Annotated in this window: 15 protein-coding genes; 4 read left to right on the forward strand and 11 right to left on the reverse strand. The window is 66.5% G+C overall.

Annotation, left to right across the window (positions count from 1 at the left end; all coding sequences use genetic code 11):
• From IT540_RS15820 to IT540_RS15840, 5 genes are all read right to left on the reverse strand, one after another.
• A partial coding sequence (locus IT540_RS15820) for an FAD-binding protein (protein WP_291180032.1) occupies positions 1-810 on the reverse strand: 810 nt, incomplete at its 3' end.
• A 7-nt stretch (positions 811-817) separates the two neighbouring features.
• Positions 818-1,198, reverse strand: a complete 381-nt coding sequence (gene sdhD, locus IT540_RS15825) for a succinate dehydrogenase, hydrophobic membrane anchor protein (RefSeq protein WP_291180036.1) — start codon at positions 1,196-1,198, stop codon at positions 818-820.
• Positions 1,195-1,620, reverse strand: a complete 426-nt coding sequence (gene sdhC, locus IT540_RS15830; protein WP_291180039.1) for a succinate dehydrogenase, cytochrome b556 subunit — start codon at positions 1,618-1,620, stop codon at positions 1,195-1,197. The genes sdhD and sdhC overlap by 4 nt, the downstream gene beginning before the upstream one ends.
• A 167-nt stretch (positions 1,621-1,787) precedes the next feature.
• On the reverse strand, positions 1,788-2,840 hold the full coding sequence (locus tag IT540_RS15835; RefSeq protein WP_291180042.1) for a MaoC family dehydratase: 1,053 nt from the start codon (positions 2,838-2,840) through the stop codon (positions 1,788-1,790).
• Between the two features lie 148 nt (positions 2,841-2,988).
• A complete protein-coding gene (locus IT540_RS15840; protein WP_291180044.1) occupies positions 2,989-3,879 on the reverse strand; it encodes a CoA ester lyase in 891 nt (296 codons plus the stop codon).
• Between the two features lie 189 nt (positions 3,880-4,068).
• On the opposite strand from IT540_RS15840, the gene pdxY reads away from it, so the two are divergent.
• Positions 4,069-4,905, forward strand: coding sequence for a pyridoxal kinase (gene pdxY, locus IT540_RS15845; RefSeq protein ID WP_291180047.1), 837 nt, complete (start codon positions 4,069-4,071; stop codon positions 4,903-4,905).
• A gap of 59 nt (positions 4,906-4,964) precedes the next feature.
• Complete coding sequence (nhaA, locus tag IT540_RS15850; RefSeq protein WP_291180050.1) at positions 4,965-6,176, forward strand: Na+/H+ antiporter NhaA; 1,212 nt, start codon at positions 4,965-4,967, stop codon at positions 6,174-6,176.
• A 21-nt stretch (positions 6,177-6,197) separates the two neighbouring features.
• On the opposite strand, the gene IT540_RS15855 is transcribed toward nhaA, so the two are convergent.
• Complete coding sequence (locus IT540_RS15855; protein ID WP_291180053.1) at positions 6,198-7,763, reverse strand: SulP family inorganic anion transporter; 1,566 nt, start codon at positions 7,761-7,763, stop codon at positions 6,198-6,200.
• Between the two features lie 306 nt (positions 7,764-8,069).
• On the opposite strand from IT540_RS15855, the gene IT540_RS15860 reads away from it, so the two are divergent.
• On the forward strand, positions 8,070-8,708 hold the full coding sequence (locus IT540_RS15860) for a carbonic anhydrase (RefSeq protein ID WP_291180055.1): 639 nt from the start codon (positions 8,070-8,072) through the stop codon (positions 8,706-8,708).
• A 149-nt stretch (positions 8,709-8,857) separates the two neighbouring features.
• Here IT540_RS15860 and IT540_RS15865 read toward each other — a convergent pair whose 3' ends face one another.
• Genes IT540_RS15865 through ccmA form a run of 5 tightly spaced genes read right to left on the reverse strand, consistent with a single transcriptional unit; the run spans position 8,858 to position 11,775 of the window.
• Positions 8,858-9,460: a DsbE family thiol:disulfide interchange protein gene (locus tag IT540_RS15865; protein WP_291180058.1), complete on the reverse strand. Its 603-nt coding sequence runs from the start codon at positions 9,458-9,460 to the stop codon at positions 8,858-8,860.
• The gene (gene ccmD, locus IT540_RS15870) at positions 9,457-9,642 is read right to left on the reverse strand and encodes a heme exporter protein CcmD (protein ID WP_291180061.1); all 186 of its coding nucleotides are present in this window, start codon (positions 9,640-9,642) and stop codon (positions 9,457-9,459) included. Before ccmD ends, IT540_RS15865 begins: the two co-directional genes overlap by 4 nt.
• A gap of 4 nt (positions 9,643-9,646) precedes the next feature.
• The gene (locus IT540_RS15875) at positions 9,647-10,399 is read right to left on the reverse strand and encodes a heme ABC transporter permease (protein WP_291180064.1); all 753 of its coding nucleotides are present in this window, start codon (positions 10,397-10,399) and stop codon (positions 9,647-9,649) included.
• Between the two features lie 54 nt (positions 10,400-10,453).
• Positions 10,454-11,122 (reverse strand): heme exporter protein CcmB, encoded by a 669-nt coding sequence (gene ccmB / locus IT540_RS15880; RefSeq protein WP_291180067.1) that lies wholly within the window; start codon positions 11,120-11,122, stop codon positions 10,454-10,456.
• Positions 11,119-11,775, reverse strand: a complete 657-nt coding sequence (gene ccmA, locus IT540_RS15885; protein ID WP_291180070.1) for a heme ABC exporter ATP-binding protein CcmA — start codon at positions 11,773-11,775, stop codon at positions 11,119-11,121. The genes ccmB and ccmA overlap by 4 nt, the downstream gene beginning before the upstream one ends.
• A 237-nt stretch (positions 11,776-12,012) precedes the next feature.
• Between ccmA and IT540_RS15890 the strand changes: the two genes are divergently transcribed.
• Positions 12,013-12,826 (forward strand): aconitase family protein (locus tag IT540_RS15890; RefSeq protein ID WP_291180072.1); only part of this gene is annotated, 814 nt, incomplete at its 3' end.

Raw genomic sequence — 12,826 nt, forward strand, 5'->3', positions numbered from 1 at the left:
CGCGCCGTAGATGCCGGTCGGATGGAACTGCACGAACTCCATGTCCTGCAGCGGCAGGCCGGCGCGCAGCACCATGGCGTTGCCGTCGCCCGTGCAGGTGTGCGCCGACGTGCATGAGAAGTACGTGCGCCCGTAACCGCCCGTCGCCAGGATCGTGCGCTTGGCGCGGAAGCGGTGGATGGTGCCGTCCTCCATCGAGAGCGCGATGACGCCGCGGCACGCACCCTCCTCATCCATCAGGAGGTCGAGCGCGAAGTACTCGATGAAGAACTCGGCCGAATAGCGCAGCGACTGGCCGTAGAGCGTATGCAGCATCGCATGGCCCGTGCGGTCGGCAGCCGCGCACGTGCGCTGCGCCGGCGGGCCAGAGCCGAACTCCGTGGTCATGCCGCCGAACGGACGCTGGTAGATCTTTCCGTCCTCGGTGCGCGAGAACGGCACACCGTAGTGCTCGAGCTCGTAGACGGCGTCGGGCGCGTGCCGGCACAGATACTCGATGGCGTCCTGGTCGCCGAGCCAGTCCGAGCCCTTGACGGTATCGTACATGTGCCAGCGCCAGTTGTCGGGACCCATGTTGCCGAGCGAGGCGGCGACGCCCCCCTGCGCGGCGACCGTGTGCGAGCGCGTCGGGAACACCTTCGTGATGCAGGCCGTCTTGAGGCCGGCTTCCGCCGCGCCGAGAGTGGCGCGCAAGCCCGCGCCGCCGGCGCCGACGACGACCACGTCATAGGTGTGGTCATGCGTGGGATACGCCTGGCCGTTGATGGCCGGCGCGGCGACAGGACCTTTGCCGTTGGTCTTGGCAGCCATCTGAGCGCTAGCCTCCGAACGAAAGCTTGAGGACGGAGAGGCCACCCGCCGCGGCGACGGCGATGGCAAAGAACGTGTTGAGCATCAGGAGCACGATCTTCGCGCCTTCGCCGTGCACGTAGTCCTCGATGATGACCTGCATGCCGATGCGCATGTGGATCGCGGCGGAGACGAGAAACAGGATCAAGAGCAGCGCCACCAGCGGATGGGCGATGGTGGCCTTGACGGTCGCATGATCCGCGCCGACGAGGCTGACCGTGAGGCCAATCAGGAAGACGACCAGTATCAGGTTGGAGGCGCCCGTCAGCCGCTGCAGCCAGAAATGATCGGCGCCTTCCTTCGCCGAGCCGAGCCGGCGAACCTCCTTGAGCGGCGTGCGCATGCTCATAGGTCCACGCCTCCGGCCGAGAGCAGCACGTAGCCCCAGATCAAAAGCGTGAGCCCGACGGATACCCCGAGCGTGGCCCACGACAAGAGATCTATCGAGGCGATGTCATAGCCACGGCCCGTGTCCCAGAGAAAATGCCGGACGCCGCCGACAAGATGATGAAGCAGCGCCCAGGTATAGCCGAACAGGACGAACAGCCCCGGCCAGGTTCCGAGCAGCCCTGTGACATAGGCGAAGGCATCCGGTCCGCTGGCGGCGGCGACCAGCACCCACGCCACCAGCACCGTACCCACGTAGAGCGCCGCGCCGGTGATGCGATGCAGGATCGACATCACCATGTTCACTTCCAGACTGTAGACTTGCAGGTGCGGCGAAAGCGGACGTGCCGCCGTCGAGCCCCGCTTCGCATTGGCCTCGGCCATTGACCCTCGTTTCCCTGAACAGTACAGCCAGCGACGACGAACGCCGTCGGGATGCCCTTTTGCGTTGTAGCGCGCGGACTCCATGGGAGCAATTCGCCAAATGGCGCGTGCGTCGTTGTCGAATGACGATTGCCGGACTCAGGTTAGAACGTGTCGCGGCCAGCGGATCAGCGCGGAAGCACGACCCAGATGTCGAGGTCGAGGATCACGCCGTCCGCATACGCGCCGCCATCCGTCTTGAAGGGGAAGGTGCTCGCGTCCTGGTTCTTGACGGCGACGAGGCGTGTCCTGAGCGCGCCGACGTCGGTGCGCCCCGGAAGCTCCGCCTTCTCCAGCACCTCCGACCACGCGTAGACGGTATCGCCCGCGAACAGCGGCGCCACGTGCCGGCCGCCGTTGATGGCGGCGATGTGAAAGGCGTTGTTCAGGCCGTTGAAGGAGAGCGCGCGGGCGAGCGAGATGGTGACGCCGCCATAGACGATGCGCTTGCCGAAGCGCCCCTTCGCCTCGGTGTGCTGGTTGAAGTGCACCTTCGCGGTGTTCTGGTAGAGGCGCGTCGCGATCTGGTGCTCGGCCTCCTCGAGCGTCATGCCGTCGACGTGGTCGATCCTCTCTCCGACCTCGTAGTCGCCCCAGCGGTACGGCGCTCCCGCCTCCGCGTAATTGTAGGCCGCGATGTCGAGCGTCGGCACGGCGCCGCCGATGTCCTTGGGATCGACGCGGTCGGGAAGCTCCGGCACCACGGCCTCGGGTGCAGGCGAAGCCTTGTCGCGCTTGCGTACCATGACCCAGCGTGTGTACTCGAGCACCACCTCGCCCTTCTGGTTCCGCCCCGTCGAGCGCACGTAGACCGTCCCCGTCTCGCGGTTGGAGTTCTCCTTGAGGCCGATGACCTCGGAGACGGTCGAGAGCGTATCGCCGGGATAGGCGGGCTTTAGGAAGCGTCCGCCCGCGTAGCCGAGGTTGGCGATGGCATTGAGCGAGACGTCGGGCACGGTCTTGCCGAACACCACATGGAACAGCAGGAGATCGTCGACTGGCGAGCGCGGGTATCCGATGGCGCGGGCGAAGGTGTCCGAGGATTGGACGGCGAAACGCGGGCCGTAGAGGCTCATGTAGAGCGCCACGTCGCCCTCGGTTAGCGTGCGCGGCGTGGCGTGCTGCAGGATTTGCCCGACGCGGTAGTCTTCGAAGAAGGTGCCGGGATTGGTCTTGGTCATCGCTCTCGTCGGTCTCCCAGTTCAGGCCAGGGCCGTCCTATGGCATTTTTGGCCGCCGGACGCGAGTGCGCGATTCCGCCCGGCCGCCGCGTGGGCATGAAAACATCCGACCCCTTCTTCCTCCCCCCTCAAGGGGAGGAAGAGCCTATTAGAACCAATCCTCGATCTCCTTTACCGAGTTGGTGATGGCAACGGTGCGTTGCGCCTGCACGAGGTGCAGGCGCTCGACCATCTTGCCGTCGACCGTGATGACGCCTTTGTGTGCGTTCTCGGGCTCGTCGAAGGCGCGCATGATCTTCTTGGACCAGGCGACCTCCTCGTCCGATGGCGAGAAGATCTCGTTGCACGGCATCACCTGCGAGGGGTGGATCAGCGTCTTGCCGTCCATGCCGAGCGTGCGCCCGTGCTCGCACTCCTTGCGAAAGCCCGCCTCGTCCTTGAAGTCGTTGTAGACGCCGTCGATGATGTCGAGGCCGTATGCCCGTGCTGCCACCACCGCCATGGCGAGCCACGGCACCACGGCCATACGATCGTGCAGCGCCCGTGCCCGGCTCTCCTTGAGAAGGTCGTTGGTGCCCATGACGAGGCAGACGAGCCGGTTCTCGGGATCGGCGCCGACGGCCGCGACCTCCGCGGCGTGGAGAATGGACTGCGGTGTCTCCATCATCGCCCACAGCTTGGTCTTGTCCGGCGCATTGACGGATTTCAGGATCTTGGCCGCGGTGATGATGTCGCCGGGATGCTGGACCTTGGGCACCAGGATGGCATCCGGTGCGGCGGAGGCGGCGGCGAGAATGTCCGATGTTCCCCACGCGGTCTCGAGGGCGTTGGGCCGGATGACCACCTCACGCCGGCCGTATCCGCCCTCGCGCACGGCGGCCACCACCTTGTTGCGCGCTTCCACCTTGGCATCGGGCGCGACGGAGTCCTCGAGATCCAGGATCACCGCATCGGCTGGCAACGAGCGCGCCTTTTCGAGCGCGCGATCGTTTGCGCCGGGCATGTAGAGAACGCTGCGTCGGGGGCGGATGGGGGCCATGGATCGCCTCTTGTCGTGCTCGCATGGTGCGTCGGGGTGGAATGCTGCAATGCAAAAGCTAGTCCAATCCGGCGTGGGACTCCAACGGGACCTATGTCTATCTCGACGTTTTCCTTACGTGCTGGAACGCAAGCGGCTATCACGGCTTCCAGGAGAGGGACCCGCCTGCCCGGAGGGCTGAAAGGAGCCATGGCCACCGTCATCGCTGTTTCGTCGTTCGTGGCGCGGGGCACGGTCGGGCTGCGCGCCATCCTGCCCTCGCTCGACCGCATGGGCCACGAGGCGATCGCCTGCCCGACCACCCTGTTGTCGAACCATCTCGGCCATGCGCGCGCCACGGGCAGCCCGGTCGCCCCCGAGACCTTGTCCGCCATCATCGAGGCGCTGGACGCCAACGGCTGGCTGCCCGACGTGGATGCCGTGCTGACCGGCTATCTGCCGAGCCCGGATCACGTCCGCATCGTGGAGACGCTGGTCGCCCGCCTCCACACGCAGCGCCCTGACGCACTGTTCGTCTGCGATCCGGTGCTGGGCGACCACCCCGGCGGCCTCTACGTCCCGCAAGGCGTCGCCGAGGCGGTCCGCGACCGTCTCCTCCCGCGCGCCACGCACGTGAAGCCGAACCGGTTCGAGCTGGCGTTCCTTTCCGGTCGCCCGGTGGAGACGCCGGCCGATGTCGTCGACGCGGCACGCGCTCTGCCGGTGCCGGTGGTGCTGGCGAGCTCGATTCCCCTCGACGGCAACCGGCTGGGAAACATCGTCGTGACGCGCGATCGGGCGGTTCACTGCACCGTCCCGCGCGAAAGCCGCGCGCCCCACGGCACCGGCGATCTGCTGGCCGCGCTGTTCACGGCGCACTTGCTCCACGGTGAGGATCCGGCGACGAGCGCCGCCTTTGCGGCAGGCGCTGTCGCGCGCACCATCGCCTTGAGCGCGGGGGAGGACGAGCTGCAGCTCTGGGGCCCCACCGCGTGGCACGAGGCTCCGCCGCTCGCCATGACGTCGGTCGAGTCCACAAACGATTGACGGCGCTAGCGTTTAGCCGCAGGAGAAACGCGAGGGACTTCGGACAAGGATCATTTGGAATGGCCAGGCGACGGCTGCGCGACGCAATGAATTTCATCCAGCACCATGAGGCGTCCGGTGGTGTCGCACTTCTTGTTGCTGCGGTTGCTGCGTTGATCCTCGCCAACTCCGCCCTTGCCCCGCTTTACGGCGCCTTGCTCGACACGCACGTGTCGGTTCGCGTGGGCGAATGGGGGCTCGACAAGAACCTGCTGCATTGGATCAACGACGGCTTGATGGTTGTCTTCTTTTTTTACGTCGGCCTCGAGATCAAGCGCGAGCTGGTCGAGGGCGAGCTGTCGACGGTCCGACAAGCCTCGTTGCCCATGATCGGCGCCTTGGGTGGAATGATCGTACCGGCGATCATCTACACCTGGATCAACTGGGGCGACGCGCACGCGCTGCGGGGCTGGGCCGTTCCGACCGCAACCGACATCGCGTTCGCCATCGGCATCCTGGCGCTGCTCGGCCCGCGCATTCCGTCCTCCCTCAAGATCTTTCTCCTGGCGCTGGCCATCATCGACGACCTCGGCGCAATCCTCATCATTGCCGTTTTCTACACGTCGAAGCTGTCGCTCGCGGCACTGGCCCTGGCGGGGATTGGCGTCATCGGGCTGTTCATCCTCAACCGGCGCGGCGTGACGCGCACGGCGGCCTACGTGCTGGTGGGAGCCTTCGTGTGGCTGTGCGTGCTTCAGTCGGGCGTGCATGCGACGCTGGCCGGCGTCGTGGCTGCGTTCGCCGTGCCGCTGCTGCCGGTAGGCAACGGCAACGGCGATCAATTCGATACGATGGCGGCCAAGCTGCAGGACAGCCTGCATCCGTGGGTCACGTTCGGAGTGCTGCCGGCATTTGCCTTCGCCAACGCGGGCGTCTCGCTGGCGGGGCTGACGCTGGAAGGTTTGTTGAGTCCGATTCCGCTTGGGATCGCGCTGGGCCTCCTAATCGGCAAGGCCATCGGTGTGTTCACCTTCACGTCGACCGCCATCGCACTCGGGCTTGGCTCACATCCCGAAGGCAGCTCCCGCGTTCAGATTTTCGGCGTGAGTGTGCTGGCGGGCATCGGGTTCACGATGAGCTTGTTCATCGGCATGCTGGCGTTCCCCGAGCCCCAGCATGCCGCCGACATCCGCATCGGCGTGCTCTCGGGCTCCCTGCTGTCGGCTCTGCTGGGCTTCGCGATCCTTCGCCTCGCCAAGCGGCCGCCGCTTCCGATCGGCCGCATGAGCTAGAATGGCGGATTGGCCGCAGAACTACACCCCGACCGGGCCGGTGCCGTTCCGTGCCGCCTCCTTGGCCGCGCGGAAGGAGGCGGAGCTGCGCTTCTTGTATTTCTCAGTAAGCCCTTCCCACTCGATCTCGAGCGACCCGCCGCTCGCCTTGTGCTGCCGGTCCCAGCTCGTCAGCAGGTCGATGCACGCGTGGTCGATATAGTCGAGCTCGTCGATGTGCACGTGCACGTGCGTGTTCGGCTTGAGGCCCTCCAGCGTGCTTGCCAGCGTCGGCAGCCGGATCAGCGTCGCCGAGCCGGTGAGATAGAGGTCGGTGCGCCGCTCCTCGGGCTTCTCTACCTTGCGGATCACGAGGTGCGAGAAGGCGTAGAGCAGCTTGATGAGCGATAGCACGAGGCCGAGCACCACGCCCTTGAGCAGGTCGGTGAGCACGATGGTCACCACCGTGACGGCGAAGATCGCCACCTCCCCCTTGCCGAACTTGAGCAGCGCCGGCACGATCTTGGGATAGGCGAGCTTGTAGCCCGTATAGACCAGCACCGCGGCGAGCGTGGAGACCGGCACGTAGCGCAGCGTGAACGGCAGGAGGCTCGCGAACACCAGCAGCCACACGCCGTGGAAGATCGCCGAGTTGCGGCTGACCGCGCCCGCCTCCACGTTGGCGGAGGAGCGCACGATGACGCCCGTCATGGGCAGCACGCCGAGCAGGCCGCAGATCGAGTTGCCGACGCCCTGCGCGGTTAGCTCCTGGTCGTACTTCGTGCGCGGCCCGCTGTGCATCTGGTCGACGGCCGTGGCGCACAGCAGTGTCTCGGCGCTGGCGATGAACGCGATCGAGATCGCGCCGATGAGGATAGCCGGCTCGAGGATCCGCATCAGCCGCTCGGGCGTCGGGAAGATGGTCACCGACCAGATGTTGTCAGGCACCTCGACATATTTGATCGCGTCGAGGTGCAGCACGGCCGCTGCGATCATGCCGACCACGACGCCGACCAGCGGCGCCGGGATGACCTTGAGCGACTTCGGCGCAAAGCTCCCCCAGCCAAAGATGGTAACGATGGTCAAAAGCCCGACCATGCCGGCCGTGAAATGCACGTCCCCGGTGCTGACGGCGCTCCACAGGGCGCCGGGGATGCCGACGAGGTTCTCGATGCCGGTGCCGATCGGCTTCTGGTCGAGCATGACGTGGAACTGCGAGACCAGGATCAGGATGCCGATGCCGACCAGCATGCCGTGGATGACCGCCGGCGAGACGGCGCGGAACCACTGCCCGAGCTTGAAGATGCCGGCGGCGAGCTGCAGCAGGCCGGCAAACAGCACGATGACGCCGAGCATCTCGATGCCGTGCTGCTGCACGAGTTGCAGCACGAGCACGGTGAGGCCGGCCGCCGGTCCGCTCACTTGCAGCGGCGAGCCGGCGATGAACCCGACGACGATCCCGCCGATGATGCCGGTGATGATGCCCGCCGTCGGCGGCAGGCCCGAGGCGATGGCGATGCCCATGCAGAGCGGCAGCGCCACGAGGAAAACGACGACGGAGGCAAGCAGGTCCCGGCCGTAGGAGGACGTCGATGGCTGAGATGTCATGAATTACCGCGCCCAGCCTTGGATGCCGGCCCGCGCCCCTCTTGATATGCCGTGATGTCTACGGCTCTTCCCCAATCGCGCGGACGATACCGGCAGTCCCGGGGGGCCGCAACCACCCGACTGGGCGGTATCGGGCTGTGCCGCCTCGAAGGCACCGGCCGGCCGTCCGAGAGGGGGGGAATGCGACGATTGCGCCCTGACGCCAAAGCCGGCTTGGGATAGAAACCTTTTCCGCGGCGGCGCATTGAGACCGGCGTCCGGCGCTCCCCAGCATGACCAGAAGCTCCTCCAATTGGGCCGACACGCATGTCAAGCTTTCCAGAGAAACTGACCGACCGCTTCCGCCGCTTCAAGCACCGTCATTTCGTCCCCAACGCCGACCATTACGAGGAGCTGGCCACCTACGGCCAGGATCCCGAGGTGATGGTCATCTCCTGCTGCGACAGCCGCGTCGACCCGGAAACCATCTTCACGGCCATGCCGGGAGAGATGTTCGTTGTGCGCAACGTGGCCAACCTAGTGCCGCCCTACGAGACGGGCGGCAAGTACCACGGCGTCTCGACCGCCATCGAGTTCGCGGTCATGAACCTGCGCGTGAAGCACTTGGTCGTGATGGGCCATTCGGGCTGCGGCGGCATCAAGGCCGCGCTCGACCAGAGCGCCGCCATTCAGACCGAGGCGATGTTCATCTCGCGCTGGATGTCGATGCTGGACGAGGCCCGCCTGCACGTGCTGGCCGCCCACCAGATGGCGCCCGCGGCCGACAAGCTGAAGCTTCTCGAGCTGGAAGGCATCAAGAACTCGATCAGGAACCTTCGCACCTTTCCCTTCGTGAAGAAGGAGGAGGACAAGGGTCGCCTCTCGCTGCACGGCGCTTACTTCGAGATCGCGACCGGCACGCTGAGCGTCCTCAACCACTCCCGCGGCGAGTTTTTCCCGCTGTAGCGCCCGCTGCCCTGGGCCCGGCTCTGCGCACCGTCGCTACCGTGTCGGCGCTTGGCCGGAATGACACGTGACGCGCCTTCCTCCTGTCATCCCGGCCGAGCGGCGCAAACCGCGAGAGCCGGGATCCAGGGGCCAAGGCAATCCGCTTATTATTTCTGAGCCGTCTTCTGCGCGGCGGCGATGGCGGGGAGCAGCGTCTTCTCCAGGCTCTCCTTCGAGATCGGCCCCACGTGCTTGTAGGCGATGCGCCCCTGCCCATCGATCACGAACGTCTCCGGCATGCCATAGACGCCCCACTCGATGGCGTTGCGACCCGCACGGTCGACCCCGACCGCCGTGAACGGGTTGCCGTAGCGGCCGAGGAAGCGCCGCCCGGCCTCGGGCTGGTCCTTGTAGTTGACGCCGTAGATCTCGACGCCGGACCGCTCCCGGAGCGCGATGAGTAGCGGGTGCTCCTCGATGCAAGGCACGCACCACGAGGCCCAGAAGTTCACGACCGACACGCGGCCCCTGGCGAGATCAGTGGCTGCGAAGCCGGGCACCGGCTGGCCCTTGTCGGTAAGCCCCTCGAGCGGCGGAAACACCGTCTGCGGCACGGGACGGCCGATGAGCGCCGACGGCAGCTTGGAGGGATCGCCCGAGGTCAGCGCGAAGGCGAACAGAGCCGCGATGGCAGCGAAGATGAGGAGCGGGGCGATGGCCCACCTGTGGCGCCCAGCGCCCGAGCTCGAAGGCCCCACGGTTTCGCTCATTTGCCGTCCCGCTCGTGCGTGGTGTCGGCCGAGCGGCGTCTGAGCCCGCGCCGGTCTGCGTCCGCCAGCGCCCTCGCCTGGCGCCGGCCGTCGAAGAGCGTCCAGCCGATCAGCAGGACGATGATCACGACGAAGGCGCCGTAGGACGCCCAGATGAAGGCGGCGTGCGGTCCGAGGTTCATGGGCCTATTCCGCGCCCGCCGAGGCGAGCCGATCGCCCCGCGCGACCTCCGCGAGACGCAGCGCCTTGACGCGCCGTCTCAGGATCTCGTTCTGCATGCCCTTGAGATGGAGCGCGATGAACAGGAGCGTGAAGCCGACGGCCGAGATCAAGAGCGGCGTGCGCATCGAGGGATCGACCGTCGAGGTGAAGCCGGTCGAGGGCTGGTGCAGCGTGTTCCACCAGTCGACCGAGAACTTGATGATCGGCAGGATGGCGACGCCGACCAGCGCTAGCACCGCGGTGAGCTTGCCCGCGAGCGACTCGTCCTCGAGCGAGGAGCGCAGCGCGATCAGTCCGAGATAGAGGAAGAACAGGATCAGCACCGAGGTCAGCCGCGCGTCCCACACCCAGTAGGTGCCCCACATAGGCTTCCCCCACAGCGACCCGGTGATGAGCGCGGCCAGCGTGAACGCCGCGCCGATCGGCGCCGCCGCCTTGGCCGACACGTCGGCCAGTGGATGGCGGAACACGAGGAGCCCGAAGCTCGAGAGGGCGACAATGGCGTAGCCCATCATGGCGAGCCACGCCGACGGCACGTGGATGTACATGATCTTGACCGTCTCGCCCTGCTGGTAGTCGGGCGGCGCCACGAAGAACACGAGGTACATCGCATAGCCGATGAACAGGGCCGCGCCCGCCGCCACCCACGGCAGGACGGCACGCGAGAGCTCCATGAAGCGGGTCGGGTTGGCGAGGCGCTGGGTCAGGGTCTGCATGGGGTTCATCTAAGGGTTTCGGCGGGGCGCTGCAATTGACGCATAACCCTATCGTTAGGACATCTGAAGGCGGAGCGCGGCCGCCGCGGCCACCGGGGCGGCCGCCATCGAGGCCACGGAAATGGCGAGCAAAATAAGGAACGAGGCGCCGAACCCGTGCTGGGCGACGCCCGCGAACCCTATGGCGGAAATGCCAAAAATCAGCGTTGGGATGTAGAGCGGCAGCACCAGGAGCGCGAGCAGCAGGCCCCCCCGGCGCGCGTTGAGCGTCAGCGCCGCCCCCACGCTGCCGAGGAAGCTGATGGCGGGGGTGCCGGCCAGCATGGTCGCGATCAGCGCCGGCGTGAGGGCAATGTCGAGGTTGAGCATGAGCCCGATCACCGGCGCCATGAGCGCAAGCGGGATGCCGGTCGAGATCCAGTGCGCGAGCGCCTTGGCCGCTACCGCCAGCTCGAGCGGCAGCGGCGCCGTAGCCATCACCTCGAGCGAGCCGTCCTCATGGTCGGCCTCGAACAGGCGGGCCAGCGACAGCAGCGCCGCGAGCAGGAGCGCGATCCACAGGATCCCGGGCGCGATGCGCGAGAGCAGCTTGAGGTCTGGCCCTAGCCCGAGCGGCAGCATCGCGACCACGACGAGATAGAAGCCGAGCGCCGTGCCGAGCGCCGCTCCCTCGCGCACCGCGAGCGTGAGGTCGCGCTTCAAGAGGGCGAGAAAGGCGCTCACGGCTGCTCCTCCTCGGCCGAGGGATCGGCGGCAGCTTGCGCACCGAGCCGCAGATAGACCGGCTCCTCGAGTCCCAGCGGCAGGTGCGTGGCCGCGATGACGAGGCCGCCTCCCACGAGATGCTCCTCGATGAGACGCGCGAGGAGCTCGGTCGAGGCGGCGTCGAGCGAGACGGTCGGCTCGTCGAGCAGCCAGATCGGCCGGCCGGCGACGCTGAGGCGCGCGAGCCCGAGCCGCCGCTTCTGTCCGGCCGAAAGCAGCCCCGCGGGATAGTCGGCAAGCGCGCCGAGCCCGAACAGGGAAAGCGCCTCCTCCACCCGGTCGCGAATCGCGTCGTGCGTTCCGCCGTCGAGGAACGTCGCCCAGAAGGCGAGGTTCTCCGCCGCCGACAGATTCGCTTTGATGCCGGTGAGGTGCCCAACGTAGTGGCAGCGCTCGCCGATATCCCGATCTCCGACATCGCCTTTAAGCGCGATCGTTCCCGCCGACGGCTTGATGAACCCGGCGATAGTGCGGATCAGCGTCGTCTTGCCGGCGCCGTTGGGGCCTACGACGAGCAGCGGCTCTCCGGCCTTTGCCGCAAACGACAAGCCTGAGATGACGGTTCGCGTCCCGCGCTCGACGGAGAGATTGTCGGCATGAAGATGAAGCAAGCGATCGACCGGTGGCGGCGCTGTGCGCGTTGAGCTGCGACAAAAGTCGAGTCTGCAAGATTTACAAGCACGACGGTGCTGACTCTCGACTTTCGCTGCCTATATAATTGGCTTGCTTCAGAGTTTACTACTGCAAAAATACGCCCTGGCCCGCTCTGGGTTGTGCGGGCGTAGTCATGTCGGCGCAATGCGTTCCATGCACTCTTGCGTCCAACAAATCCTTCGAGGAGAAGAAACGTGAGCGCTCCCACGACCATTACGTCTGCGCCGGCCTCTCTGGACAGTTTCAACTGCAAGAGGACGCTCACTATCGACGACAGGACGTACGTCTACTACTCGTTGCCGGACGCCGAGCGGAATGGTCTCGCCGGCATCTCGAAGCTCCCCTATTCGATGAAGGTTCTGCTCGAGAACCTGCTGCGCCACGAGGACGGACGCTCCGTCACCAAGGCCGACATCGTCGCGGTGCAGGAGTGGCTGGACAACACGGGCAAGGCGGAGAAGGAGATCGGCTTTCGCCCCGCGCGCGTCCTGATGCAGGACTTCACCGGCGTCCCCGCCGTTGTCGATCTTGCCGCCATGCGCGACGGCATGCTGACGCTCGGCGGCGACGCCAAGAAGATCAACCCGCTGGTTCCGGTCGATCTCGTCATCGACCATTCCGTTGTCGTTGACGCGTTCGGCACTCCGGACGCCTTCGGCCGCAACGTCGAGCTCGAGTACGAGCGCAACGGCGAGCGCTATGTTTTCCTCAAGTGGGGCCAGGATGCGTTCGCGAACTTCCGCGTCGTGCCGCCGGGCACCGGCATCTGCCATCAGGTGAACCTCGAGTATCTGGCGCAGACGGTGTGGACCGCCGCCACCGCCAACGGCGAGACGATGGCCTATCCGGACACGCTCGTCGGCACCGACAGCCACACGACCATGGTCAACGGCCTCGCCGTTCTCGGCTGGGGCGTCGGCGGTATCGAAGCCGAAGCCGCGATGCTTGGGCAGCCGGTGGCGATGGTGATCCCGGAAGTGATCGGCTTCCGCCTCAAGGGCCGCCTCA

It is taken from the genome of Hyphomicrobium sp. (assembly GCF_020852195.1).
Lineage (GTDB): Bacteria > Pseudomonadota > Alphaproteobacteria > Rhizobiales > Hyphomicrobiaceae > Hyphomicrobium_C.